This is a genomic window from Cohnella fermenti (genome assembly GCF_004801405.1).
In the GTDB taxonomy this organism is placed as follows: Bacteria; Bacillota; Bacilli; order Paenibacillales; family Paenibacillaceae; genus Cohnella; species Cohnella fermenti.
Genome location: NZ_SSOB01000006.1, coordinates 211,699 through 235,808, shown reverse-complemented (window position 1 = coordinate 235,808; position 24,110 = coordinate 211,699). Strand labels below are relative to the sequence as shown.

The 24,110-nt window shown below is 54.7% G+C and carries 18 protein-coding genes, 15 tRNA genes, 1 rRNA gene and 1 pseudogene; 32 read left to right on the top strand and 3 right to left on the bottom strand.

Annotated features, from left to right (window positions below; all coding sequences use genetic code 11):
* From E6C55_RS06860 to E6C55_RS06785, 16 genes are all read left to right on the top strand, one after another.
* Positions 1 to 225 (top strand): 23S ribosomal RNA (locus E6C55_RS06860); the annotation flags it as partial.
* A 182-nt stretch (positions 226 to 407) separates the two neighbouring features.
* Positions 408 to 483 (top strand) — tRNA-Asn (locus E6C55_RS06855).
* Between the two features lie 3 nt (positions 484 to 486).
* Positions 487 to 579: transfer RNA gene (locus tag E6C55_RS06850), tRNA-Ser, on the top strand.
* A gap of 4 nt (positions 580 to 583) precedes the next feature.
* Positions 584 to 658: transfer RNA gene (locus E6C55_RS06845), tRNA-Glu, on the top strand.
* Between the two features lie 105 nt (positions 659 to 763).
* A tRNA-Met gene (locus tag E6C55_RS06840) sits at positions 764 to 840 on the top strand.
* Positions 841 to 877: 37 nt separating this feature from the next.
* Positions 878 to 954: transfer RNA gene (locus E6C55_RS06835), tRNA-Asp, on the top strand.
* Between the two features lie 14 nt (positions 955 to 968).
* Positions 969 to 1,044, top strand: a tRNA-Phe gene (locus E6C55_RS06830).
* A gap of 23 nt (positions 1,045 to 1,067) precedes the next feature.
* Positions 1,068 to 1,143, top strand: a tRNA-Thr gene (locus tag E6C55_RS06825).
* A 15-nt stretch (positions 1,144 to 1,158) separates the two neighbouring features.
* A tRNA-Tyr gene (locus E6C55_RS06820) sits at positions 1,159 to 1,242 on the top strand.
* Between the two features lie 13 nt (positions 1,243 to 1,255).
* Positions 1,256 to 1,329: transfer RNA gene (locus tag E6C55_RS06815), tRNA-Trp, on the top strand.
* Positions 1,330 to 1,345: 16 nt separating this feature from the next.
* Positions 1,346 to 1,421 (top strand) — tRNA-His (locus tag E6C55_RS06810).
* A 20-nt stretch (positions 1,422 to 1,441) separates the two neighbouring features.
* Positions 1,442 to 1,516 (top strand) — tRNA-Gln (locus E6C55_RS06805).
* 5 nt (positions 1,517 to 1,521) lie between these two features.
* Positions 1,522 to 1,596, top strand: a tRNA-Gly gene (locus E6C55_RS06800).
* An 11-nt stretch (positions 1,597 to 1,607) separates the two neighbouring features.
* A tRNA-Cys gene (locus tag E6C55_RS06795) sits at positions 1,608 to 1,681 on the top strand.
* 15 nt (positions 1,682 to 1,696) lie between these two features.
* Positions 1,697 to 1,773, top strand: a tRNA-Arg gene (locus E6C55_RS06790).
* A 20-nt stretch (positions 1,774 to 1,793) separates the two neighbouring features.
* A tRNA-Leu gene (locus E6C55_RS06785) sits at positions 1,794 to 1,879 on the top strand.
* A 361-nt stretch (positions 1,880 to 2,240) separates the two neighbouring features.
* On the opposite strand, the gene E6C55_RS06780 is transcribed toward E6C55_RS06785, so the two are convergent.
* Both E6C55_RS06780 and E6C55_RS06775 read right to left on the bottom strand, forming a co-directional pair.
* Positions 2,241 to 3,275, bottom strand: coding sequence for an anthranilate phosphoribosyltransferase (locus tag E6C55_RS06780; protein ID WP_136369020.1), 1,035 nt, complete (start codon positions 3,273 to 3,275; stop codon positions 2,241 to 2,243).
* Complete coding sequence (locus E6C55_RS06775) at positions 3,272 to 3,892, bottom strand: ANTAR domain-containing response regulator (RefSeq protein WP_136369019.1); 621 nt, start codon at positions 3,890 to 3,892, stop codon at positions 3,272 to 3,274. Before E6C55_RS06775 ends, E6C55_RS06780 begins: the two co-directional genes overlap by 4 nt.
* A gap of 324 nt (positions 3,893 to 4,216) precedes the next feature.
* On the opposite strand from E6C55_RS06775, the gene nirB reads away from it, so the two are divergent.
* The 11 genes and pseudogenes from nirB (at position 4,217) to E6C55_RS06720 (ending at position 13,546) form a co-directional block, all read left to right on the top strand.
* Entirely contained in the window at positions 4,217 to 6,655 is a 2,439-nt protein-coding gene (nirB, locus tag E6C55_RS06770) for a nitrite reductase large subunit NirB (RefSeq protein ID WP_136369018.1), read from the top strand.
* 12 nt (positions 6,656 to 6,667) lie between these two features.
* Entirely contained in the window at positions 6,668 to 6,979 is a 312-nt protein-coding gene (nirD, locus tag E6C55_RS06765) for a nitrite reductase small subunit NirD (protein WP_136369017.1), read from the top strand.
* Between the two features lie 16 nt (positions 6,980 to 6,995).
* A pseudogene (gene cobA, locus E6C55_RS06760) lies at positions 6,996 to 7,755 on the top strand (uroporphyrinogen-III C-methyltransferase).
* 100 nt (positions 7,756 to 7,855) lie between these two features.
* The gene (locus tag E6C55_RS06755; protein ID WP_136369016.1) at positions 7,856 to 8,494 is read left to right on the top strand and encodes a DUF975 family protein; all 639 of its coding nucleotides are present in this window, start codon (positions 7,856 to 7,858) and stop codon (positions 8,492 to 8,494) included.
* A gap of 262 nt (positions 8,495 to 8,756) precedes the next feature.
* Positions 8,757 to 9,059 (top strand): LiaF transmembrane domain-containing protein, encoded by a 303-nt coding sequence (locus E6C55_RS06750; protein ID WP_136369015.1) that lies wholly within the window; start codon positions 8,757 to 8,759, stop codon positions 9,057 to 9,059.
* 39 nt (positions 9,060 to 9,098) lie between these two features.
* Positions 9,099 to 9,776 (top strand): PspA/IM30 family protein, encoded by a 678-nt coding sequence (locus E6C55_RS06745; RefSeq protein WP_136369014.1) that lies wholly within the window; start codon positions 9,099 to 9,101, stop codon positions 9,774 to 9,776.
* A 3-nt stretch (positions 9,777 to 9,779) separates the two neighbouring features.
* A complete protein-coding gene (locus E6C55_RS06740) occupies positions 9,780 to 10,319 on the top strand; it encodes a PspC domain-containing protein (protein ID WP_136369013.1) in 540 nt (179 codons plus the stop codon).
* Between the two features lie 5 nt (positions 10,320 to 10,324).
* Entirely contained in the window at positions 10,325 to 11,026 is a 702-nt protein-coding gene (locus tag E6C55_RS06735) for a PspA/IM30 family protein (protein ID WP_136369012.1), read from the top strand.
* Positions 11,027 to 11,209: 183 nt separating this feature from the next.
* On the top strand, positions 11,210 to 11,851 hold the full coding sequence (gene liaF / locus E6C55_RS06730; protein WP_230986579.1) for a cell wall-active antibiotics response protein LiaF: 642 nt from the start codon (positions 11,210 to 11,212) through the stop codon (positions 11,849 to 11,851).
* Between the two features lie 14 nt (positions 11,852 to 11,865).
* Positions 11,866 to 12,933 carry a sensor histidine kinase gene (locus E6C55_RS06725; RefSeq protein WP_136369010.1) on the top strand — a complete coding sequence of 356 codons (1,068 nt, stop codon included), beginning with the start codon at positions 11,866 to 11,868 and terminating at the stop codon, positions 12,931 to 12,933.
* A complete protein-coding gene (locus E6C55_RS06720; RefSeq protein WP_136369009.1) occupies positions 12,893 to 13,546 on the top strand; it encodes a response regulator in 654 nt (217 codons plus the stop codon). The genes E6C55_RS06725 and E6C55_RS06720 overlap by 41 nt, the downstream gene beginning before the upstream one ends.
* Before the next feature lie 69 nt (positions 13,547 to 13,615).
* Here E6C55_RS06720 and E6C55_RS06715 read toward each other — a convergent pair whose 3' ends face one another.
* On the bottom strand, positions 13,616 to 14,659 hold the full coding sequence (locus E6C55_RS06715) for an RpnC/YadD family protein (RefSeq protein ID WP_136369008.1): 1,044 nt from the start codon (positions 14,657 to 14,659) through the stop codon (positions 13,616 to 13,618).
* Positions 14,660 to 15,061: 402 nt separating this feature from the next.
* Here E6C55_RS06715 and E6C55_RS06710 point away from each other — a divergent pair, with 402 nt between their 5' ends.
* From E6C55_RS06710 to E6C55_RS06690, 5 genes are read left to right on the top strand one after another with little or no spacing between them, the layout of a single operon-like run.
* Positions 15,062 to 16,681 (top strand): response regulator, encoded by a 1,620-nt coding sequence (locus E6C55_RS06710; RefSeq protein WP_168735499.1) that lies wholly within the window; start codon positions 15,062 to 15,064, stop codon positions 16,679 to 16,681.
* 2 nt (positions 16,682 to 16,683) lie between these two features.
* Positions 16,684 to 18,516: a sensor histidine kinase gene (locus E6C55_RS06705; RefSeq protein WP_136369006.1), complete on the top strand. Its 1,833-nt coding sequence runs from the start codon at positions 16,684 to 16,686 to the stop codon at positions 18,514 to 18,516.
* Positions 18,517 to 18,546: 30 nt separating this feature from the next.
* Complete coding sequence (locus tag E6C55_RS06700) at positions 18,547 to 21,036, top strand: glycoside hydrolase family 65 protein (RefSeq protein WP_136369005.1); 2,490 nt, start codon at positions 18,547 to 18,549, stop codon at positions 21,034 to 21,036.
* The gene (gene pgmB, locus E6C55_RS06695) at positions 21,029 to 21,691 is read left to right on the top strand and encodes a beta-phosphoglucomutase (RefSeq protein ID WP_136369004.1); all 663 of its coding nucleotides are present in this window, start codon (positions 21,029 to 21,031) and stop codon (positions 21,689 to 21,691) included. The genes E6C55_RS06700 and pgmB overlap by 8 nt, the downstream gene beginning before the upstream one ends.
* Entirely contained in the window at positions 21,586 to 24,102 is a 2,517-nt protein-coding gene (locus E6C55_RS06690) for an alpha-L-rhamnosidase-related protein (protein ID WP_136369003.1), read from the top strand. The genes pgmB and E6C55_RS06690 overlap by 106 nt, the downstream gene beginning before the upstream one ends.
* Positions 24,103 to 24,110: the final 8 nt, after the last annotated feature.

Genomic DNA, 24,110 nt, shown 5'->3' with positions numbered 1-24,110 from the left:
CGGGATGGACGCACCGCTGGTGTACCAGTTGTTCCGCCAGGAGCATAGCTGGGTAGCCAAGTGCGGGAGGGATAAGCGCTGAAAGCATCTAAGCGCGAAGCCCGCCTCAAGATGAGATTTCCCAGTACGTAAGACCCCTGGAAGAACACCAGGTAGATAGGCTCGGGGTGGAAGCGCGGCAACGTGTGGAGCTGACGAGTACTAATCGGTCGAGGGCTTATCCTAAGAGCAGACGCAAGGCAGGAAGAAGATGCTAAATACACGCTAACTCGTTTCGTATCCGGTTATCAAGGCGCAAGAATTTGCCTTGAAAAGAGAAAAAATGCTTTACAAAAGCTTCGAGAGATGGTAAGATATCACTCGTTGCGGAAAAAGTGAATCTAGTGATTCGCACAATAGATTGATATTCCCTGATAGCTCAGTTGGTAGAGCACTCGACTGTTAATCGAGTTGTCACAGGTTCGAGTCCTGTTCGGGGAGCCATATGGAGAGATGTCCGAGTTTGGTCGAAGGAGCACGATTGGAAATCGTGTAGGCGTCACAAGCGTCTCGAGGGTTCGAATCCCTCTCTCTCCGCCAGTATGGCCCGTTGGTCAAGCGGTTAAGACACCTCCCTTTCACGGAGGTAACGGGGGTTCGATTCCCCCACGGGTCACCATCTTTTCTCGAAAAAAGATGAAGAAAAAGGTTGCCAAGCGATGCGAAGATGTGGTAAGATATCAAACGTCGCACTAAAGGAAACCAAGGAAACGCTTTGAAACGACGCGGGGTGGAGCAGCCCGGTAGCTCGTCGGGCTCATAACCCGAAGGCCGCAGGTTCAAATCCTGCCCCCGCAACCAAATTTTCTTCCTTCGGAACTACTTCCGAGGCACGCGCGGAGCCGTGGTGTAGAGGCCTAACATGCCTGCCTGTCACGCAGGAGACCGCGGGTTCGAATCCCGTCGGCTCCGCCATTCATCAATACCTCGGCTCGGTAGCTCAGTTGGTAGAGCAGAGGACTGAAAATCCTCGTGTCGGCGGTTCGATTCCGTCCCGAGCCACCATTAACAATCAAGATTGACACCGTGCCGGTGTAGCTCAACTGGTAGAGCAACTGACTTGTAATCAGTAGGTTGGGGGTTCAAGTCCTCTCGCCGGCACCAGTTTTACCACACTGTGGAGGGTTAGCGAAGTGGCCAAACGCGGGAGACTGTAAATCTCTTCCTCACGGTTCGGTGGTTCGAATCCATCACCCTCCACCACTTACCTTACTTTAGGGGCATAGTTTAAAGGTAGAACAGCGGTCTCCAAAACCGTTAGTGTGGGTTCAATTCCTGCTGCCCCTGCCAATTGAATACTTGCATGGCGATCGTGGCGAAGTGGTTAACGCATCGGTTTGTGGATCCGACATTCGGGGGTTCAATTCCCCTCGATCGCCCCATTTTTACAACAATAAAATATTGGGGATTAGCCAAGCGGTAAGGCAACGGACTTTGACTCCGTCACTCCAAGGTTCGAATCCTTGATCCCCAGCCATTTATGCGGAAATAGCTCAGTGGTAGAGCATCTCGTTGCCAACGAGAAGGTCGCGGGTTCGAATCCCGTTTTCCGCTCCATCTAATTTTTTGGCGCCATAGCCAAGTGGTAAGGCAGAGCTCTGCAAAAGCTTTACCCCCAGTTCGAGTCTGGGTGGCGCCTCCAACAACTTCATAATGTGCGCCCTTAGCTCAGCTGGATAGAGCGTTAGACTACGAATCTAAAGGCCAGGAGTTCGAATCTCTTAGGGCGCGCCATTGTTTTATCACTGTATCATGCTGGTGTGGCGGAATGGCAGACGCGGCGGACTCAAAATCCGCTTCCGGCGACGGAGTGGGGGTTCAAGTCCCTTCACCAGCACCATATTTACAACGAACAACTCTCAAGACACGGATGATCGAATCCTGCTTTGAGGGTTTTTTTGTGCTCTTCCGTCATCATCTCGTCATCATCTAATATGATTTTTCGCATTCGTTGGCCTGAATTTGGGAGCAATTGCGTCGTTTTATACGGTTTTTAGCATATATCCGGCAGTTCGAGCCGAAATTTTCTCCATGTATGCTATTTTTCACATAGAATCGCCCAAACTGTCTGCCCTCGAGCCGCACCAATGTGATTTTTCACATAAAATCTGAAGTCATCGGTGTCGGGGGCTTTAAGCGATGTAAAAAAGAAGGACGCCATCGCATCCTTCCTTCGTCAGCAAGCAGCATATTCGACTTGATCAAGCCAATCTTGGAACTCCGAGAAGGGCGTTCTTCCAGCTATTGTAGACGGCCAGGGCGGCTCCGCTGTCGATCAGCGCCTTGCAGGTGTACAGCCCCTCCTCAAGGGAGCCGACGCGCCCCGCGAGCTCCAGGCGGGCCGCCGCGTTGAACAGCACTTGATTCGCGAACGCCATGTCCGCTTCGCCTCGGAGCACGGACTCCGCAACGGCTGCTTGCTCCGCGGGCGTCCACTCCTTCTCGGGCATCGGCGTATCGAGTCCCATCGTCTCGGGATCGTAGATCCGAAGGTGGAATTGGCCGTCATCGACGACGTACGCACGGGTCGGACGGTCGATGAACAGGTCCTCCGAGCCTTCGGCTCCCTGGATAACCAATGCCTTGCGGTAGCCAAGCTTGATGATCAGGCGAGACAAACGATCGAATACCGTATTGTGGTATACCCCGAAGACGAGGTATGGAGAATGGGTGAAGTCGATCAGCTTCTCGGCCGAGTTCAGGATCGTTCTCATGCCAAGCTCCTCGCGGATCGAACGCAGTTCGCGGAGCGGCGGGCACCATTGCTCCGTGGGGATATACACGACCCCGGCCTCTCGAGCCGCCAGAGCGGCCTTCTCGGCGTCCAAGCGGTCCGGGTCTACTCCGGCCGCCCGGATAACGTCGTGCAGCCCTATGCCCCATTTAGGAGGCAAGGACGGGGCGCCGTGCAGCGTTACCGGAACCCCGGCCGCCGCAAGCACGAAGGCGGTGGGGAAGGTGGCGTAGAAGGACGACTTCCGGCCGTCATAGGGGCCCGCGCAGTCGAGACCTTCCTGGATCGGCAGCCGAGTCGCGTATTTGCGGACAACGCGCACGAACGCTTCCAGCTCGTCTACGCTCTCCATCTTGATTCGTTCCGCTATGAAGAAGGCGCCGATCTGGGCCGGAGTCGCTTGAAGCGTAAGGATGGCTTCCGCGGCTTCGAGAGCTTCGTCCAGCACCAGGTCCCGTGCGCCGCGCTTGCCTCGGGCGACCTCTTTGAGCAGGTTGATCATCGTTTCGCCCCTCCTTTCTGATCCTGGATCAGTTGGTAAACCTTCACTATCGACGTGGCGACATCGACGATTCGCTTGCGTTCGTTCATCGCCTGCTTCCGCAGCATATCGTAAGCTTCGGATTCGGCAATTCCCTTCAGCTCGCATAGAATTCCCTTGGCCATGTCAATCCACTTGCGCTCTTCGATCCGGGACAGCAGCTCCTTCCGCTCCATGCTCCATTGTTGACGCTCGAAGCATTGCTTGGAGCCGAAGTGCAGCATCCAATGAATCTCGAGAGGATTCATCGAAGGGCTAAGAACGCCGTCCACCATCACGTTGTCGTCGCAGGCTTCGACGGACAGCGTGGCGGTGGAGTCGCTGCACCACCAGAGCAGCGGAACGATCTTCCGCTTCAGAAGAGAGGTTCCCCAACTCTTGATGAGCGGCACCGGCACGTCAAGCACGCACGCGTCCGCTTCGACAATCAGCTTGTTCGCTTGTTCCTCGGAATGCGCCTTCGTAATCGTATAGCCGGAGGAACGAAGCACATACTCGGGGAGAAGCGTCTTTGAAGCGGCGGCGGCTTGACGCTCCGTCGCTCGCGCTTGGTTGTGAATAACCAACAAAGAACGCATAGATTCTCTCCTCTCCGCTTAAGGTCGTCTATTGAGGTGATCACAATCGGATGCTTCCAGACGTTAAATTTTATAACATATCCTGACCGAACTGTCGAGAATTAAAATTTATAGCGAATGTTCATGTTATATATATTGACAACAAGACCGAGGACACGGTATAGTTTCAAGTAATCGAATAATCAGTTCACGGATACAACGGAGTATTCGGAAGAAGCGGCAATGAGGCCTGCTTACGCAATAGGGAGACGAGCGACTTGTCTTCCCTGGGCGAAGCAGGCCTTTTCGACATATCTGCTCAGGGAACGAAAGGGGATAGAGGCAATGGCAAACACAAAAAGATTAGTGATGATCGGCAATGGAATGGCGGGAGTTCGAGTGATCGAGCATGTGCTGAAGCTGGCTCCCGGTGTGTACGACATTACTATATTCGGAAGCGAGCCGCATCCCAATTACAACCGTATCATGTTATCCTCCGTGCTGGCGGGAGGGACGGAGCTGTCGGACATCGTGATCAACGACTGGGATTGGTACCGGGACAACGGAATTCAGTTGTATGCCGGTCACACGGTCACCTCGATCGATCCGGTTCGGCGCAAGGTCGTCTCCCACTTGGGCATCGAGGCCGAATACGATGTTCTTCTTATCGCAACCGGCTCAAGCGCGTTTATGCTGCCGATTCCCGGAGCGGACAAAGAGGGCGTTATCGGCTTCCGCGACATCAAGGACTGCCAGATTATGCAGGAAGCTTCGCTGACGTACAAGAACGCGGTCGTTATCGGCGGCGGCTTGCTCGGTCTGGAGGCGGCGAGAGGCCTGCTTAACCTGGGAATGGATGTCACGGTCGTTCACAGCAATGCGCACTTGATGAACAGACAGCTCGACAAGGCGGCTTCGGCGATGCTGAAGAGAGAGCTTGAGGCGCAGGGAATGAAGTTCCTCCTCCAGAAGCAATCCGAGCGAATTCACGGGAAGAAGCGGGTGAAGAGCCTCAGCTTCGCGGACGGCACCGAGATCGAGGCGGATCTGGTCGTCATGGCGGTCGGGATCAAGCCGAATCATCAGCTCGCCAGAGATGCGGGCCTTAGCGTCAACCGCGGAATTATCGTGAACGACTTCATGGAGACGAGCCATCCGGACATCTACGCGGTGGGCGAGTGCACCGAGCATCGGGGAATCGCCTACGGCCTCGTGGCTCCGCTGTACGAGCAAGGAGCGGTGCTGGCGAAGCGGCTTGCCGGCGTCGACACCGAAGGGTATACCGGCTCGATCACGTCCACGAAGCTGAAGGTGTCGGGGGTCGACGTGTTCTCCGCGGGACAGTACGACGAGCCGCCCGGAACCCGATCGATGAAGTACCAGGACGAACTGGAAGGCGTGTATAAGAAAATCGTCCTGAGGGACGACAAGCTCGTTGGAGCGGTGCTGTTCGGCGAGACGGGGGACGGCGCTTCCTTGTTCTCCCTTATCCGCAAGGGGGAGAGTGTACGGGGGCGGGAGAAGGAGCTGCTGCTCGGCTTCGCTCCGGGCGGCGCGGCGAGCTCCGGCAAGGAGGATCATCTCGCGGAGCTGGCGGACGATGAGGTCATCTGCGGCTGCAACGGCGTCACCAAGGGAGCGATTGCGGAAGCGATCCTGACGAAGGGCTGCAACAGCGTCGGCGCGATCAAAGCGTGCACGAAGGCATCCGCTTCTTGCGGCGGCTGCAAGCCGGAGGTTGAAGGGCTGCTCAAGCTGTACCTGGGCGACGCGGCGGCCGCGCCGGTGAAGGAAGGAATCTGCGGCTGCACGACCTTGAACCGGGACGAGATCGTTGCCGAGATCAAGCGGATGGGCCTCAAGACGGTCAAGGAGGTCATGAACGTGCTCGAATGGAGCCAGCCGGAGGGCTGCTCCAAGTGCCGGCCTTCCCTCAATTATTATCTCGGCATGCTGTGGCCGATCGAATACAAGGACGAGAAGGAATCGCGCTTCACGAACGAGCGCTACCACGCGAACATCCAGAAGGACGGCACGTTCTCCGTCGTTCCGCGGATCTATGGAGGGGTGACCTCTCCGTCGGAGCTGAAGAAGATTGCGGAGGTGGCCGAGCGGTTCGAGGTGCCGCTCGTCAAGTTCACCGGCGGGCAGCGGCTCGACTTGCTCGGCGTGAAGAAGGAGGATCTGCCGAGGATGTGGGAGGAGCTCGACATGCCTTCCGGCCACGCTTACGGCAAGATGCTCCGGACGGTTAAGACGTGCGTCGGCAACACGTTCTGCCGCTTCGGCACCCAGGACGCCATGGGAATGGGGATTCGGCTGGAGAAGGAATTCGAGCGGATGAACGCGCCCGCCAAGGTCAAGCTTGCGGTATCGGGCTGCCCGCGGAACTGTGCGGAGGCGACGATCAAGGACTTCGGCATCGTGGCGATCGACGGCGGCTGGGAGCTTCATGTCGGCGGCAACGGCGGTGTCCACGTCAGGGCGACGGATCTGCTGTGCGTCGTGAAGACGGACGACGAGGTTGTGGAGTGGGCGGGCGCGTTCCTACAATTATATAGAGAGAATGCGACATGGAATGAACGGACCTCGATCTGGGTGGAGCGAGTCGGGCTGGATTATATCAAGAAGGCGCTCGAGAACGCGGAGGAGCGCAAGGCGCTGTACGGCCGAATCCGGACGTCCATCGACCAGATTGCCGATCCGTGGCAAGAGATTACGCAGAGTCGGGACCTTCGCAAGAACTTCGAATCGCTCGTCCCGGCGCAAGCGGTTCAGAACTAAGGGGGAACGGATATGGCTAAAGTGCTGATCGGGCATGTTGGGGATATTGACGCGAAGGGCGCCAGAACCGTTCGGTACCGGGACGTGGAGATCGCGGTGTTCCGATTGAGCGACGGCGAGGTCAGAGCCGTCGAGAATCGTTGTCCGCACAAGGGCGGCAAGCTCGCGGAGGGCATGGTGTGCGGAACTGCCGTTCATTGTCCGCTGCACGATTGGAAGATCGACCTCAAGAGCGGGAATGCGTACGAGCCGGACGAAGGCTGTGTGGAGACGTACGAGACCGAAGTCGATCCTGCGAGCGGAGCGATCTACATCACGCTGTAATCCGGAGGGGATTCCTATGGCTGAAGGGAAGAGAACGCTCGGCATCGTGGCGATCGTCGGTGCCGGACCGGGAGACCCGGAGCTGATCACGCTTAAGGCGCTGCGGCGAATCGAGGCCGCCGATGTCATTCTGTACGACCGGCTCGTGAACAAGCGGCTGCTCGAGCACGCGAAGGCGGGAGCCCGGCTGCTCTATGTCGGCAAGGCGCCGGGGCGGCATTCGATGCCTCAGGCCCAGATTATCGAGCTGCTCGTTCTGCTGGCCCGCGAAGGCAAGAAGGTCGTTCGCCTGAAGGGCGGAGATCCGTTCATCTTCGGCCGAGGCGGAGAGAAGGATTCCGTATGAGGTTGTGCCGGGCATCACTTCCGCGCTCGGAGCTGCGGCGAGCTCCGGCATTCCGCTGACTCATCGCGGAAGCAGCGCTTCGGTCGCCTTCGTCACCGGCAGCCGGTGTCACGATAACGAGGTGCCGCCGCGCTGGGATCTGCTGGCGGAAGCGGTGGAGACGCTTGTCGTCTACATGGGGGTCAGCGAGCTTGGAACCATTCGGGGAGCGCTGCTCGCCGGCGGGAAGCCGCCGGAGACGCCGGTCGCCCTTATCGAGAGAGGAACGACGGAGAAGCAACGGGTCGTCACGGGAACGCTGGCCAACATTCACAAGCTGGCCGAAGCGATCAAGCTGAGCAATCCGGCGCTGATCGTGATCGGCGAAGCGGTTCGGGTAAGGGAACGCCTGCTTCAATTGAAGGCGGAGGCGGAAGAGAGAATTGGATAAAGATCTCGGACAAAGGAGGAATTACGACAAATTATGCAGAATACCTTAATGTAACCTTAAATGCTTGCATTTAACAATTACTTAAGGAGGCCTGTTTAATTTGACGTCGTCGTATTCGGAATTGCGGTACAAGGCAAGGCAGAGCTTGAAGGGGAATTGGGGCAAGGCGGTAGGAGCGATGTTGATTCTCTTCGTGATCGAGGCTGTGATCGGGGGGCTCAACGAGGTTTCTACTTTTGGCAACGTGATCTCGCTGCTGGTCGGCGGCGCGTTGACGCTCGGGGTCGTCACGTTTTTCCTGGAGCTTGCGAGAGCCGAGAATCCGAGTGTAAAACGGATATTCAGCGGGTTCCCGCAATTCTGGAAGGCGTTCCTGCTTAACCTTCTGATAGCGATCTTCACAATCTTGTGGATGCTGTTGCTCGTCATTCCGGGTATTATCGCCGCCTATCGTTATTCGCAAGCCTACTACATTCTGAAGGATAATCCGGAGATCGCCCCGCTCGAAGCGATCCGCCGCAGCAAGGAACTGATGGCCGGCAAGAAGGGGAAGCTGTTCGTGCTGCACCTGACGTTCATCGGCTGGGCGCTGCTCTGCATAATAACGCTCGGAATCGGCTATCTGTGGCTCGCTCCTTACGTGATCGTTACGCAGGCGCACTTCTACGACGAGATCTCGGGCAGAACGCCGGAGCCTCCGGCACCTGTCGAATACCAATTCACTTCCTTCACTTCCTAAATAGCATTCCCCCAAATATCGTTCCCAAGCGGCGTCGGGCCTGGTCCCGGCGCCGCTTGGCGCTTGTGCCCGGTCTTCCGGCGCGCAGCGCAAGGGCTGCGGGCGGTGAAGGCCCCCGACTTCGGTCCAGGGTCAATTCCGTGCGCGGGTCTGTTCTGCCAAGTGGGCATCCGGTTTACAATGGGTACATGAGGTCAAGGGAACGGCGCCTGGAGCAAGGGCAAGACACAAGGGCGACCGTCGGAAAAGAGGTGAGGAACACTTGAAAAAAGGCAATGGGTTAGCGGTTGTACTGATCGTCGTTGGAGCGTTGCTGCTGTTCGGCAAGCTGGGAAGCTTCCTGGGGAGTCTGATCGGCTTCCTCCTGGGATTGCTCATTCCGGTACTGGTTATCGCGCTCGGGGTTATGGCCTGGAGGAGAGGGAACAAGGTCGTTGGCGGCGTGCTTGGCGTGATCGGCGCCCTGATGCTGCTCGGTCGGTTGTCCACCGTCATCTTCTGGGTAGCGGCGATCGCCATCATCGTATACGGAGTGTCGATGCTGAAGAGCAGGAATCGTTACTAAATTTTCAGCCACTATGCGCTATTGAGGGGGATAGGAAGAATGAGCGTCCTGAGACGGGTAAGAGACATGTCGGTCGCGACGCTGAATGACCGGCTCGAGAAGACGGAAGATCCGGTCAAGCTGATCGATCAATTCCTCTGGTCAACGCACCAGGAGATCGGGAAGAGCGAGCAACTGCACAGGCAGTACGCGGTTCATACGGAGGGCCTGTTCAAGCAATGGAAGGAAGCCGAGCAATGGAGACAGCGGCGCGAGCAGCAAGCGCTGACGGCGCTTAAGGCCGGCGAAGAGACGGCCGCCAAGCTCGCCCTGCAGGACAAGGTCATTCATGAAGAGAAGGCGGAGCGTTATCGCGGATTGTACGAGCAGAGCCAGGCCGAGCTTAACGAGCTGACGGAGCTGCTCCAGGAGCTGAGGGACGAGTACCGTTCGGTGTACGACCGCAGGCAGTTCTACGTGGCTCGGATGGAGTCGCTTCGGCTGCAGCAGCGCCTGAACGCAAGGCTTGGGGAGAGCGGGTACCAAGGGAATCCGGGAACGATGTTCCGCCAGCTCGACGACCGGCTGACGGACATGGAGCTCGAGACGAAGAGCCTGCGCGATCTGCGCCGGATGGGCCAGGAGATGCTCTACACGGCGGGAACGGCCGTGCAGGAAGTCATTGAGCGGGAGCTTCAGCAATTGAAGCGGAAGCTGCAGCAGGAACAAGGAGGGTAAGGAATGCGCAAATTGTACCGATCGTCCCGCGATAGTAAAATTTTCGGAGTATGCGGAGGATTGGCAGAGTACTTCAGGCTGGATGCGACGATCCTTCGGATTCTGACCGTCATTGTGGCGGTGTTCTCCGGCGGCTCCATCATCCTGGTCTACATCCTCGCCGGCTTCATCATTCCGAAGGAACCGAACTTCGGAAGCGGCCTCGGCGCCGATCCTTATCGGGGAGCGGGCGGCTGGGGCGGCAACTGGGGCGGGAATTGGAACGGCAGCGGGAACGGCGGCGGCTACAACGCCTGGACTCCGCCGGGACAAGGAACCCAGGCTCCGCCTCCATCCGGAGGAACGGCCGGGGCACGCGGCGGCTTCGGCGGCTCGGCGGGAACCGCGGAAGCTTCCGCGGCGGCGAGCGGCGCCGCTCGCTCGGAGTTGGACGCCATGATGGAAGATATCGAGAAGAAGGCGCTTCGGCAAGAGATCGAAGACCTTAAGGCACGCCTCAACCGATTCGAAGAACAACAATCCAAGGAACCGAAAGGGGAATAACGACAATGGGAGTATTTCAACGAGTAAAGGATATGACGAAGGCATCGATTCATGAGCTGCTTGATAAGCTGGAAGACCCGATCGTCATGCTGAACCAATATCTGCGCGACATGGAGACGGAGATCCGCGATGCGGAGGTGACGGTGGCGAAGCAGATGGCTTCGGAGCGCCGTCTGAAGCAACGGCTGGATGAAGCGGTGCGCATCGGCGTCGATCGCGAGACCCAAGCCGAGCGGGCGCTGGCGGAAGGCAACGAGGCGCTTGCCCGCAGGCTGCTGGAAGAGAAGATCTACTACAATCAGCAAGCGACCGAGCTGCTCGGCCATCACGAGCAAGCGAACGCTCAAGTGAGCGAGCTGACCGTCCAATTGCATGAGATGAAGGACGAATACTACAAGCTGCGCAACAAGCGCAACGAGCTGTCGGCCCGGGCCCAGATGGCCAAGGCACGCAAGCAGATGGCGCAAGTGAGCTCGCTCCATACGATCGAGAGCGGCAACGCATCCCGCGGCTTCCAGCGCATGGAAGAGAAGATTCTTCAATTGGAAGCGGAAGCCGATGTCGTCCGCCTGCCGGGATCGCCGCTGCGCGCCTCGTCGCCGAGCATCGACCCGGAGAAGAACTTCCGCGTCGAGCAAGAGCTGGCCGCTCTGAAGAACCGGCTCCAGCCGCCCGCTGCGTCGTCGACTCCGACTTCGCTGGATTAATCGGTGCAGCGGAGAGCTGCCGCAGGCTGAAGGTGCGAGACCCTAAGATCCGAAGAGATGCATTCCAGGCAATGGGTAGATGTGGTATGCTAACAAAGATGCGTCAAAGGCCATAGCGGACGATTCCGTTATGGCTTTCTCCGCGCAAGGAACGGGTGTCTCGCCAAGGGGGTGCAGTCCGTGATGAATCGAATGTCCAGCCACGCCATGTTGTTCGTCGCCGCGGGCTTGTATCTCGCGCTCGGAGCGATGGCGGGATACGCGACGATTAACGCCGTTCTTCTTCTCTATATCGGGATTCTGCGCTTCCGGGAGGATCGGAGCCGGCTCGCGCTTATCGTGATCGCGATCAGCGCATTCGTGCTTATTGCGAACCAGATCGCCATCGTGCTCCTTATCGTGCTGGTCTCGCTCGGTCTCTACTATATGAAGGCGCGTCCCTCCTCGCATCATCGCGGGGAAGGTCGGGCAAGGTTTTTCCTCAAGCTCAGGAAGGATCGGGAATCGTGGGTGCTCCCTTCGTTCAGCTCCTGGCACGCGTTAGGCGATGTGCGAATGGACCTGACGATGGCGATTCCGGAGGAGCGGACGAGTTCGTTCGTGCTTCAAGGCCTGATCGGGGATATCGATCTGATCGTTCCCGAGGAATACGGAATCGAGCTGGAGGCATCGGTCTTGCTCGGCCAGATCGTCTGGAACGGGACTCAACGGGGCGGCGGTCTCCAGCGGGTCGTATGGCGTTCCCCCGATTATGAGCTGAAGGAACAGCGGTTGAAGCTCCAGTTCGTTTACCTCGTAGGCAACATAAGAATAAGACCGATCTGAAGGGGGAATGGAAAATGGTATGGCGTCATATCGGCGAATCCGTCTTGTTCTCCCTTGGTGTCGGCATCGTGATCGTGTATCTGCTTCAGACGCAAGGGCTGGCCGGGGACTTCGAGTCTTGGTCCTCCATCATCACGTTCGGCTTGTCGGCGATCGGCATTCTGGTGCTGGCGGGCATCGCCTTCGGCATGTACCGGACGTATCCGCTTCGGAACCGGGTGGAGGTGCTGACGGACGCCATGCTGATGATGGAGAAGGGGCGGCCGATCCCTGCTCTGCCGAATATGGGTAAGGACGAGATCGGAAGCCTGGCGGAGCAGTTCTCGCGAATCGGCCGCAAATGGGAGGAGCAGGTCGCGTCGTTGCAGCGGTTGTCCACCAACAATACGGAGCTGGCGGCCAGAGCAAGAATGAGTGCGGTTGTCGAAGAGCGGCAGAGGTTGGCCCGTGAGCTCCACGATGCGGTGAGCCAGCAGTTGTTCGCAATCTCGATGACCGCGACGGCCGTCGGGCGGACGCTCGATCACGACTTCGAACGCGCCAAGCGACAGGTGGAGCTGATCGAAGAGATGGCCGCCGTTGCGCAATCGGAGATGAGGGCGCTGCTGCTGCACTTGCGGCCGGTGCATCTGGAAGGCAAGCGCTTGTCGCAAGCCGTTCCGGAGCTGATCGAAGAGATGCGGGCGAAGGTCGCCATGGACATCACCCTCGATATGGACGAGGATCTCCCGCTTAATAAGGGCGTGGAGAATCACTTGTTCCGCATGGTGCAGGAGGCGCTCTCCAATACGCTGCGGCACTCGAAGGCGACGAAGATGGATATTGCGCTGCAGAAGCGCGGAGAGACCGTTCGTCTCGCCATTCGGGATAACGGCATCGGCTTCGACGTCCAGACGAAGAAGCAGACCTCCTACGGGCTTGTGACGATGGAGGAGAGGGTGAACGAGCTGGGCGGCTCCTTGAATGTGGCAAGCGCGCCGGGCAAGGGAACGAGGATCGAGATTCGCGTGCCGATCATGGCCGAAGAGAGAGGGTGGGAAGATGGCGGAGCAACAGCCAATCCGAGTCCTGTTGGTGGATGATCACGAGATGGTGAGAATCGGACTCGCCGCCGTGCTGGGAACGGAAGACGGCATCGAGGTTGTGGGCGAGGCGGGGAACGGGATGGAAGGCTTGCGTCTGGCGAAGGCGTATGAGCCGGATGTCGTGCTGATGGATCTGGTCATGGATGGGATGGACGGCATCGAGACGACGCGGAGACTGCTGGAAGAGCAGCCGGATTGCCGCGTTATTGTGCTGACGAGCTTCCTCGACGACGAGAAGATGTACCCGGTTATTGAAGCGGGGGCGTTCAGCTACTTGCTCAAGACGTCGCGGGCATCCGAGATCGCTGACGCGATCCGCGCGGCGGCGCGCGGCCAATCGGTGCTTGAGTCGCAGGTCGCATCGAAGATGATGAACCGCTTCCGCAAGCCGGCGCAGGAGAGCGCGCTCCCGCACGAGGAGCTGACGGACCGGGAGATGGAAGTGCTGCAATTGCTGGCGGAAGGCAAGTCCAACCAGGACATTGCGGACGAGCTGTTCATCGGCATCAAGACGGTCAAATATCATATGACCAACCTGTTCGGCAAGCTGGGCGTCGAGGACCGCACGCAAGCGGCGATCTATGCTCACCGGCACGGGTTGGCAGAGTAAGTTCATACTTAGGCAAGGGGGAAAAGATGCGGAGGCGCGTCTTTTTTCCTATTTGCGGACAGCATCCGATTATTCTTCCGAACCGTTGTTATCGACATGACGTAACCGCTCGACTTCCTCAACCGACAACTCGGTCGCCTGAACAATAAGTTGCAAGTCGATATTCAGCGACAACATTCTTTGTGCAACCAGCAACTTGCTTTCCAACCGACCTTCCAACCGACCTTCCTCAAGACCAATCTTCTTGCCTTCTTCTCTGGCCTGCTTCCTGATCTCCGGATCGTAGAACGACTTAATCAATACAAACACCTCTTTCTCGGTTTGATGATAGGGCTCTCCATACTTCCGATACAAGTAATTCAGGATGGTGCTCATGGCTCTAATCAATCGGTCCATATCTCTTGTCGGCAGCACTTCTTGATCGTGCAATTCCGCGATCATCGCAACCGTCTGACGCACGACTTCCTTCAGGTCGGCGAAGCAACGCTCGATCAGCCTTCGCTTCTCTTCTTCCGGCTTGCGGCTGTCCGCGATACTTCTAATTTGTTTGCGCGATTTGAATACCTGCAAGGGCAGCAGTGCATACATTCGGCTCTTGCGCAAATCCTGCAACGACCACTGCCAGTAGCGGACAGCGGGCACCTCGTACACGACCTCCTGCCCATCCGGCAACTGCAGCCGGAACGCGACCGATTCACCGATCGCATCGTTCTCTTCGAGGAACACGACCACCTGACGCGGGAAGACGATCAGCGGCAGGCGAGGGTCCTGCGTCGAGGCATCGCCCTTGTCGTCCGTCGCCGCCTTCTCGAGCGCCATTTCGAAGCCGTAGCGGAACATGCGGATCGCCATCGATTGGTCGTTTAATGTTTGAAACTCGACGTGGTAGCGGTAGGTGCCCTTTGTCGTCACAAGCTTCACATGGAAGTCGCCGATTAGTCGGCTTAGATCGTCTGCGATCATCTCGACATTACTGTAGTGGATCGACGGGACATCCTCATACGCGAACGAATCGCCGAACAATCCATTGATCAGATCAATCGTTGAACGCTTCGACAGCTTGAACAACAAGCGCAGCAATTGATCCAGCTTCAACTGTTCTTTTCTCTTCATTATACGCCATTTCCCTCCATTCTCACCACATTCAAATGCCAAAAAAGCACACCCCAGGAGCGTCATCTGCGACGTCTGTTGGAGTGTGCTTCACTCAATTTATGGTTGAATATGGTTGGAATTTGTCCAAGCTACACTAGCCTATCATGGGATAGTCCGATGCGCAACCTCGAATTTCCAATCTTGCCCGCTTCGAGAGCTTCCAACTGATTCATTCAATATGTTCTTGCAACCAATGGGGGCAACCATTTGCTTCACTTTGCCTTTACGTGGCGTACAATAGTGGTTCCCAGGATCGTTCAGCGTTCGGAGTCTCAAGCCTTTGGCTTCAAAAGGAATAGATTCTCAATAAGAAAAGGCTTACAATATTATGAAAGTTGCGGTATGTGGAGGTGCGCTTCGATGCTGAGCCTATTGATCGTTGACGATTTTGAAGTGGAACGAGAAGAAGCGATGGAGATTATTGAAGAAGCGGGACTTCCGCTCCGAATATTCGGGAAAGCGACAAATGGCAAGGAAGCTTTGCGGATGCTTGAGTCGCAGCAACCCGACATCATTCTGGTCGACGTTGAAATGCCTTTGATGAACGGGATTGAGATGGCTAAAATCGTCAGACAAAAATATCCGGCGATTAAGATGATCTTCTTCAGCTTTTATAATAAATTCGAATATGTGAAAAAAGCGATTGATCTGTCTTCTCACGGTTATGTGCTCAAGCCGATCGTGCCCGCTGAATTGGTTGAGGTCCTTAATCGGACCATAAACCTGTTGAATAGCGAGATTCAGAAGAGAACGGAGCAGGAGAAGCTAAAGGCCATGCTGTCCAAAAGCATGCCCGCTTTAGTTGAAAAGTTCAGCGCCGAGCTTTTTTCCAAGCAATTTAAAGACGAGAAGGCGCTTTGGGAGACGGTTGATTTCTTCAAGATCGATTTGAAGAGAGCCATCTATATGGTCTGCGTGCTGGAGGTGGACGATTACAAAAACCTGGCGGCAGATAAATCCATGGAAGATAAACAATTGTTGTCTTTATACATCCTGCAGACGGTTGAGAACCATCTGGCGACGCAGGCTTCGGTCCTGACCACACGTCTTGACGAATCTCATTACGGCGTGTTATTCAGCTATGACAGCGCCATGGGGCCAAGCAAACTATTGGAGCAGACTGAGGATTTGCTTTCCACTCTTATAGAGGGGCTTCACTCGCAAGGCATAAGCTGCTCTGCGGGATTAAGCGATATCAGCGACCAAATTCTTAGCGTCAGCGATTTGTGCGAGCAGGGGTTATTTGCGCTGAAGTTTAAATTTCATTTGGGCAAGCAGGAGATCATTCATATTCGCGATGTAGAAACGAAAAAATCGGCATCAGCAAAGAACGATTGGAAATTACCCGAACTCCAAAAGGAACTGAAATTTTTAATTCATTCGGGAAATTCGCAGGAGATCGACCGTTTTGTGGAGCGATTTTTGGAGCATTCGGGTACCGATACCAGAGCGGATCAGATTAAAAGCATTTTTTACGGAATTGTCACCTGCCTTCAGTTCATGCTCATGGAGGAAAACGAAGAATTTGAAAATATCGTAGAGTTAAATCGACCGATCTGGGAGAAATGGACCTTATTCGAAACGGTCGAAGAGATGAAAGCCTGGTTAAAGCAATGTCTGATAGAGATTGCCGCTTATCTGGATCATAAGAAGCAAAATAAAAATACGAGGCTCATTCATGAGATACAAGTCTATGTTAAGCAGAATCTTCGCGAAGAGCTCAGCCTGAAATCGATTGCCAGCGCGTTTTTTTACAGCCCCAATTATATAAACAGTTTATTCAAGCGGGAAATGAGAACGACCATCTCCGAATATATCATCCAGCAAAAAATAGATATGGCCAAAGAAATGCTGGCGAATCCCCAGTTTAAAATTTATGAAATTTCGGAAAGTATCGGCTATGTGAACGAGGTGCACTTCAGAAGCAAATTTAAAGAGCTTACTGGCTATAGTCCCAAAGAATTTCGGGAGAGGATCTAACGATGAGATGGCCGAAGCTGCATGACATAAGCTTGCGCAAAAAGGTAATGTTCAGTTTCACGACGATTTTGATTTGCGCGATATTGCCGATCAGCTTATCCTCCTATTCCATTGCAGCCAAGTACGTAGAGCAGAACGAAATGAAATGGCTGCTGAGAAATCTGCAGCAAGCCAGCAATGTAATGGACTTCCAGCTTACCGTTTATATGAAGAAAAGCGATATCTTGTTTAATAACACGCTGTTTCAGGAAACCTTGGCCCAGACATATACGGACATTGATATGGTCTCGAATGCTTACGCCAATGTAATCTACAAAGTGATCCGTTCCATATTCGAGGAGACCGGGTATACCGAGGGCAGCTTCACGACGAAGTCGGCTACTTCGGCTGAAGCGGTAATCCCAGTGATCTACGTCGACAACGACTCCCTGCCCAAGGATGGCGGGGGGATCAGGGACATGCAGGAAATGGCTGCTAAAGCTTGGTACCCGACATTCCTGTCCTCCAAAAAAACTTTTTACTGGATGGCCAATCAATCGGAGCAAGCGACGTATATTTCGTTGAACCGAAAATTGATGGATTTCAAGACGATAAAGCAGTTAGGCATGTTAAATTTGAATATTTCCACCGATATTTTCAAGGGAATATTCAGCCGCAACGATCAGTTCGTGTCGGGACGAATCTTTTATTTTGACGAAACGGGACAAACGGTTTTTTCTTATCCGGATAAGCCCGCCTCTTTTCAGACCGGGGAATTAAGCGCTCATGCTTGGGCGGGCAAAGAGGGCTACTTCAAATATAGAAACGGCAGCGATAATTATATCGCAGCTTATACGACCTCTGACGTGACGGGATGGAGGCTGGTATCGTTATACCGAACGGATCTGGTTGCAGAGAAGCTGGCCCCCATTACGAAGATTACGCTCGTTGTCTTGATCCTGACGTTGCTCTGTTCGTTTATTTTGACTTTTTTTGTTTCCTCTGCGATTACCAAGCGGATATCCAAGGTTGTCTCCAAAATTCGCAGATTCCAGGCCAATAGCGTGGATGGGGAAGAACTCCGTTCCGTAAGCGGCAATGATGAAATCGGCGTGCTCGATAATAGCTTTGTGCAAATGACCAAAAGGATCAATGAGCTGATTCAGCACGACTACAAATCGAAGTTAGTGGCCAGAAGCATGGAGGTTGAGCTGCTGCAAGCGCAGATCAATCCCCACCTGCTATATAACACTCTGGCTCTTATTAAAAGAAAAGCAAAGCGTTTGGGAGCGGAGGACATCTTTCAGACGACGGAAAGGCTGATTTTCTTTTACCGAAATTTTCTTCATAATGGCGAGCTTATTACAAGCGTATCCGAGGAAATTGGCATGATTCGCGACTACATCGAAATTTTGAAGTTTACGTATAATGTTCAATTTGAGGCGATTTTTCAAATCGAGGAAGGCATGGAGCCGTGTTATACCATTAAGCTTTTTCTGCAACCGATCATCGAGAATGCGATTGTACACGGACTTCGCCCCGTTGATACGGATGGGAGACTGACTATTAAAGGCTATCGTTCGGGAGAGAACGTCATATTCCAAGTGACGGATAACGGCGCGGGTATCCCTGACGAACAATTGGAAGGGCTGAACAGAGCTATGCTGGACGGCTCCGGCGGATACGGATTAAGCAATATTATGAAGCGCATTAAGCTGTATTTCGGAGAGGCCTACGGCATTTCGATCGAGAGCGTTTACGGGAACGGAACCGTCGTTACGGTTATACTGCCTTTTATGACCAAGGATGAGATCTCCAGGCTTTTTCACTTTGCCGATCGTTTGAGCATGGAATAGCGTTCGTTTCGTATATTTATCGTTCATTCCGTGTCTGTTATCGAGTCTTTCCTCCCCCCTATAATAAAAACGAAAGAAACGTTTGGGGGAGAGAGCGACTTGGCTGCGTATTTTTATCATGAGTCTCTTAATCAGTTGCTGAGCGAGGACGACTGGCTGATCGTACAAAGCACGTATGATCCGAAATACAACCTGAAGTATGAAACCCTGTTTACGCTGACGAACGGGTATATGGGAACGCGCGGAGCTTGCGAGCAAGGGGCCGTCCCGGAGATGCCGGGAACTTATTTGGCGGGTGTCTTCAACAAAGGAGACGGACCGGTCAGAGAATTGGTTAATTTGCCCCATTGGCACGGCATATCCGTATTCGCGAACCGCAATGCCCTTCGTTATGCAGAGGATGCAAGCCCGTTAAACGCGCAAACCTGCGAGGTCATACGATTCTGCCGCATTCTGGATATGAAGCAGGGCCTTCTTATTAGCGAGAGCGTTTACAGAGATTCCGCCGGCCATGAAACAGCGGTAGGGACATGCCGATTTGTAAGCCGCCATAACGTTCATCGTACCGGGATCCGATTGTTCATAACCCCGCTTAATCATGAAGGCGTGTTCGGCGTAGAGAGCCGTATTGACGGGTCGGCAGTCAATTGGCGAACAAATCCGAAGTTCCGCGCCAAACATTATCATCTCATCGCTGCCGAAGATGCGGACTTCGAAGAACTTTATTTGGAAGCGGTCACAAAGGATGAAGCCGTCCATATCGGATATGGAGCCGCTATTCATGGACTTTCCCGCTTAGGCCAGCAAGCGCCGTTGCCGACGATCTCTCACAAATTCTCAAACGACGGTGAGCAATGCGCGGAATATTGCGAGTTCCGTATAGGCCGAGGGGAAACGGTGCAGTTGGATAAGCTCGTTGTCATTTATCAAGCCCTGGAGCTAAATGGGGATTGTCTGCGGGATGCCGTCCATCGCAATCTGGAGCGTTATCGGTCCGAAGGATGGACGCGGGAGCTGCGGAGGCATGCGGACCGTTACGCAGAGATGTGGAAGGATGCGGACATACGAATCGCGGGCGGCGAGGATGAGAATCGGCTGATCCGGTTTAATCTGTTTCATCTGATGAGCACGGCCTATTCCGGTTCGCCTGCCGTTAGCATTGCGGCTAAAGGGCTTCATGGCGAAGGCTATTGGGGCCATGTGTTCTGGGATACGGAAATCTTTATGTTGCCCTTCTTTATGTATACGTTCCCCGACTTGGCAAAATCCCTGTTGAAATATAGATATGAAAAGCTTGATGGCGCGCGAGAAAATGCGAGAATAGCCGGTTATGCGGGCGCCAAGTTCCCATGGCAATCCGCCGCCAGCGGCCAGGAAGAAATACCGCCATTCTCGTATGACGAGCATGGCGCGCCGCAGCCGCTGTGGATGGGCAAGATTGAGGATCATGTGACGGCGGACATCGCCTATGCTGTGTGCCAATACGTATCCGTCGTCGACGATCCGGTATTTATGCTGGAATATGGACTGGAGCTGCTGATCGAGACGGCGCGCTTCTGGCAATCCCGGGTTGAATTCCATTCGGAGCGCCGGCAATATGTCATTCTGAACGTGATCGGACCAGACGAATTCCATGAGCGCGTGGACAACAATGCCTATACGAATGCGATGGCAGCCCATAATTTAGTCCAGGCAGCCGATATGCTGACGGACTATCAAGCGCGGTTTCCCGCAGAAGTGAGCCGATTGTTGGCGCGGCTGGAATGGCGGCCGGACGACATTGCCGAATGGAGAAAAATAGCGGCTCTCATGTATATCCCGCGCGACGAAGATCGGCTTTTGATCGAGCAGTTCGACGGTTATTTTCAGAAAAAGGATTATCAATTTACGGCATTCGATCCTCTCGGCATGCCTGTCTATACCGGCAATCCGCAATTGGCGGAATTGGAGCAAACCCAGATCATCAAGCAAGCGGATACGGTCATGCTGCTGTTGCTGCTGCGCGGGTTGGCCGATCCGGCGACGGTTAAAGCGAATTATGAATATTACGAGAAACGCACTTGGCATCAATCCTCTCTAAGCATGGGCATGTATGCCTTAATGGCTCAGCGCCTTGGAGACACGGAAAAGGCATACGACCTGTGGCTGAGAACGGCAAGAACGGACCTCATGGACCGTCATGGCAATGCAGGCTTAGGTCTTCATGCGGCTGCGACCGGAGCGGTTTGGCAGGTTCTGCTATTCGGATTTGGCGGCGTTCAGCCTGACGAGTCATCCGGCATTCTGGAGATTGCGCCTTCGCTTCCGAGGGCGTGGAGGTCTCTTGCCTTCACTATCAAATGGAGAGGGTACAGGCTGGTCATTGAAGCCGAGCCCGAGCGCTTGCACATTACGCTTCCTGAGATTCGGGAAGGCACCTTCCAGGTCAAAATATGGGGACAACTGTATGCGTGGCGTGCTGAACATTCAGGCGAACGCATCTCCGTCCCCAACCGACGGGAGGCGAGCGTCAATGGATAATGTGTTAAAAGCGGCGATATTCGACCTGGACGGGGTTCTGGTTGATACGGCCCAATATCACTATCTGGCGTGGCGACGCGTTGCGGAGCGGCTCGACATTCCTTTTACTATAGAAGACAATGAACGGCTGAAAGGCGTCAGCCGGGCGCAATCTCTGGATTATCTGCTGCTAAAGGGAAATAAGGCCATGCCGGCAGACAAAAAACGGGAGTGGGCTTCGCGGAAGAATGCATGGTATCTCGAATATTTATCCGGCTTAAACGAGTCTCATCTCTTGCCGGGTGCCCGATTGTACGTGGATTCGTTAAAAAAGACAGGGGTGCGAATCGGGTTGGGCACCTCCAGCAGAAACGCGGGCATAATCCTGGAGCGCTTGGGCATACAGAAGTGGTTCGATGCTGCTGTAGACGGAAACATGGTAGCGCATACGAAGCCGGATCCGGAGGTTTTTCTGAAGTGCGCACATTTGTTGCAGGTACAGCCTGAGTTCTGCCTCGTGCTGGAGGATTCAACTGCGGGAATTCAAGCGGCAAGAAACGCCGGCATGCCATGCATTGGAATAGGCGACAAGCAAGTGTTGCAAGAGGCGGATCTGGTCGTAAGCGATTTGCAGGAGCTGCTTTCCTCCACGGCATACAAGGAGGCATTTCCTTGATGAAGCTGGCTAAGCCGATTTTTTTGAAGGGGCTGTACCTGGAGAAAAACATACAAGCTGGATTTCGCAAAGTCGTCAGGCGGCCGGAAGCTTCGGATGGCGCTTGCTTGCTGAAGATTACGGCACGAACCTTCTATAGGCTATATGTCGACGGTCGATTAATGGGGCATGGACCTGCGCGTGCCGCTCACGGTCACGCCAGAGTGGATGTGCTGGACATTACGGCTGTTATGACCGAGGGAAGGGAGCATACGCTGGCGGTCGAACTGGCCGGGTACAATGATCCGAATGTGTACGTAACGGGGGAATCCAGCTTCCTGATGGCTGAATTGACGGTTGGCGATACCGTGTTGGCTTATACGGATCATAGCTGGCAAGGCTTCAGACTTTATCAACGGCGACAACTGACCGAAGCCTTCTCCCATGCAAGATGTCTGGGCGAAACCTATGACATGGATCGGTCCTTTATCGATTGGCGTACGAATGTCGGAGAGGAGCCGGTGGGACAGACGGAAGTGGAGGAACTGGATGAGCGGCCCGTATTGCTGCCAAGAGTCGTGCCATTGCCGGATATGCGCGTGACGAGAAACGCCAGGCTCATATCCGTTCACGATACGGAAGTCGACCCGGATCTGGCGATTGCCCCGCACCCGCATTTTAGGGAGGAAACGAATTATTTTCATACGTTCCCTCCGATCGTTGACCGCCCTTCCGTGGCATGCAGCAGAGAGCTTCCGCTTCCCTTTACCGGAATCATCCAGCGCATGGATCGGGACAACCATTGTACGATTCAACCTGCTCCGGGCAGAGCCGCAGCTTTGGCGTATGATTTCGGCGAGATGAACAGCGGTTTTATCGGGATCGAATATACATGCCTGGAAGCGGGCACTTTGGATCTGGTATTCACAGATTTGCTTGAAGATCGGGGAACCTTCAATCCGAGGCGCTCGGGAAGCAACTGCGTCATTCGTTTGAATAGCCAGCCCGGCCGGTTTACCTTCGTAGTCTTCGAGCCCCACGCCTTCCGTTATGTGAAGCTGATCGTGCGCGGCCAAGCGTTTACGATTCATGATTTATTTACGGTTTTATATCAATTTCAGCCGCCATTGCACAAAGCCTTCTTATGTAATGACGGGGAATTAAACCGGATTTATGATGCGGCGGAGCAAACCCTGATCATGAATACGCTGGACGTATTCATGGATTGTCCGGGAAGGGAGCGGGCCGGATGGCTGTGCGATTCCTACTGGTCCGGAAGAGCGGCGCTGCTGATGCTCGGCGATACATCCGTGGAGCGGGCGATGCTCGATAATTTTCTCCGCTCGGATCAAGCGCCGCTAGACGAAGGTTTTTTCCCGGTCTGCTATCCGTCCGGCTTCGCCAATCAAGGCTGTTTTATTCCGAATTGGCCCTTGTTTCTTATCCTGGAGCTGGACGAATACGTTAGCAGATCGGGTGACACTTCAATGCTGGCGGATTATCGACAGACGGTAGCAGACCTGATCGGTCAGTTCGCTCTTTATGAGAACTTGGCAGGCTTGCTGGAGAACCTTCCGGGCTATGTGTTCGTAGAATGGTCGTCCGCCAACCTGCCGGAATACAAATCTCCCATCTCTGTCGGAACGAACGCGCTCTATGCCTATGTGTTGCAACGCGCAGGCGAAATCTATCGGAATACGGAGTGGGCGGACAAAGCCGATCGTTTGCAGCGCTTATTGCTTGGCAGCTCCTTTACCGGAAGCTGGTATGCCGATTCGCTTGCCCATGATTCGGAGCGCGGGCTGACACCGGGATCTCTTTGCTCCGAAGCCGTCCAATATTATGTGCTCAGGTTTGCCGTATCCGATCGGTCCGATCGGGCCGAGATGGTCAGCCGATTAATCGAAGCGCACGGTCCGTCTGCCCCTCAGCTTGCTTCGGATGTCGCGCTGGCGCGCGCCAACGTATTCATCGGTTATTTTCTTCGCTTCGATCTTCTGGCAGGTTGGGGAGAACATCGTCGTCTGCTGCAAGAAATGAAGGCCTTATTCTCGTACATGATCGACAACGGACCCGGAACATTGTGGGAGCATACGGTAAGCTCGGACAGCGTGTGTCACGGATTTGCTTCGCACGCCGGCGTGTGGCTCGTTCGCGACATACTCGGCCTGCACGCGCCCGATGAGCTTAATCGTACGGTTAGGCTCGCCCCTCATCCCTGCGGATTAAAATGGTGCAAAGGAACATTGATCTGCCAGGGAGGCACGATTAGCGTCGAATGGCACCAAACGGAAAGCCGGTTTGAGCTTATAGCCCATGTTCCGGAGAGATACAACGTATTGCTGGAAGTTCCGCCGCCATTCGTGCATGGGGCCCGCGTGGAACAATCGAGTTCGTTGAAGGGACAGATCCATCTCATCATCAACAAGTAGATAGGAGC

Coding starts and splice junctions, on each gene's coding strand:
- E6C55_RS06705 (WP_136369006.1), top strand. CDS start 16,684: ATGAGATGGCCGAAGCTGCATGACATAAGCTTGCGCAAAAAGGTAATG.
- E6C55_RS06775 (WP_136369019.1), bottom strand. CDS start 3,892: ATGCGTTCTTTGTTGGTTATTCACAACCAAGCGCGAGCGACGGAGCGT.
- E6C55_RS06725 (WP_136369010.1), top strand. CDS start 11,866: ATGGTATGGCGTCATATCGGCGAATCCGTCTTGTTCTCCCTTGGTGTC.
- pgmB (WP_136369004.1), top strand. CDS start 21,029: ATGGATAATGTGTTAAAAGCGGCGATATTCGACCTGGACGGGGTTCTG.
- liaF (WP_230986579.1), top strand. CDS start 11,210: ATGAATCGAATGTCCAGCCACGCCATGTTGTTCGTCGCCGCGGGCTTG.
- E6C55_RS06745 (WP_136369014.1), top strand. CDS start 9,099: ATGAGCGTCCTGAGACGGGTAAGAGACATGTCGGTCGCGACGCTGAAT.
- E6C55_RS06735 (WP_136369012.1), top strand. CDS start 10,325: ATGGGAGTATTTCAACGAGTAAAGGATATGACGAAGGCATCGATTCAT.
- E6C55_RS06710 (WP_168735499.1), top strand. CDS start 15,062: ATGCTGAGCCTATTGATCGTTGACGATTTTGAAGTGGAACGAGAAGAA.
- E6C55_RS06715 (WP_136369008.1), bottom strand. CDS start 14,659: ATGAAGAGAAAAGAACAGTTGAAGCTGGATCAATTGCTGCGCTTGTTG.
- nirB (WP_136369018.1), top strand. CDS start 4,217: ATGGCAAACACAAAAAGATTAGTGATGATCGGCAATGGAATGGCGGGA.
- E6C55_RS06690 (WP_136369003.1), top strand. CDS start 21,586: ATGCATTGGAATAGGCGACAAGCAAGTGTTGCAAGAGGCGGATCTGGT.
- nirD (WP_136369017.1), top strand. CDS start 6,668: ATGGCTAAAGTGCTGATCGGGCATGTTGGGGATATTGACGCGAAGGGC.
- E6C55_RS06740 (WP_136369013.1), top strand. CDS start 9,780: ATGCGCAAATTGTACCGATCGTCCCGCGATAGTAAAATTTTCGGAGTA.
- E6C55_RS06780 (WP_136369020.1), bottom strand. CDS start 3,275: ATGATCAACCTGCTCAAAGAGGTCGCCCGAGGCAAGCGCGGCGCACGG.
- E6C55_RS06720 (WP_136369009.1), top strand. CDS start 12,893: ATGGCGGAGCAACAGCCAATCCGAGTCCTGTTGGTGGATGATCACGAG.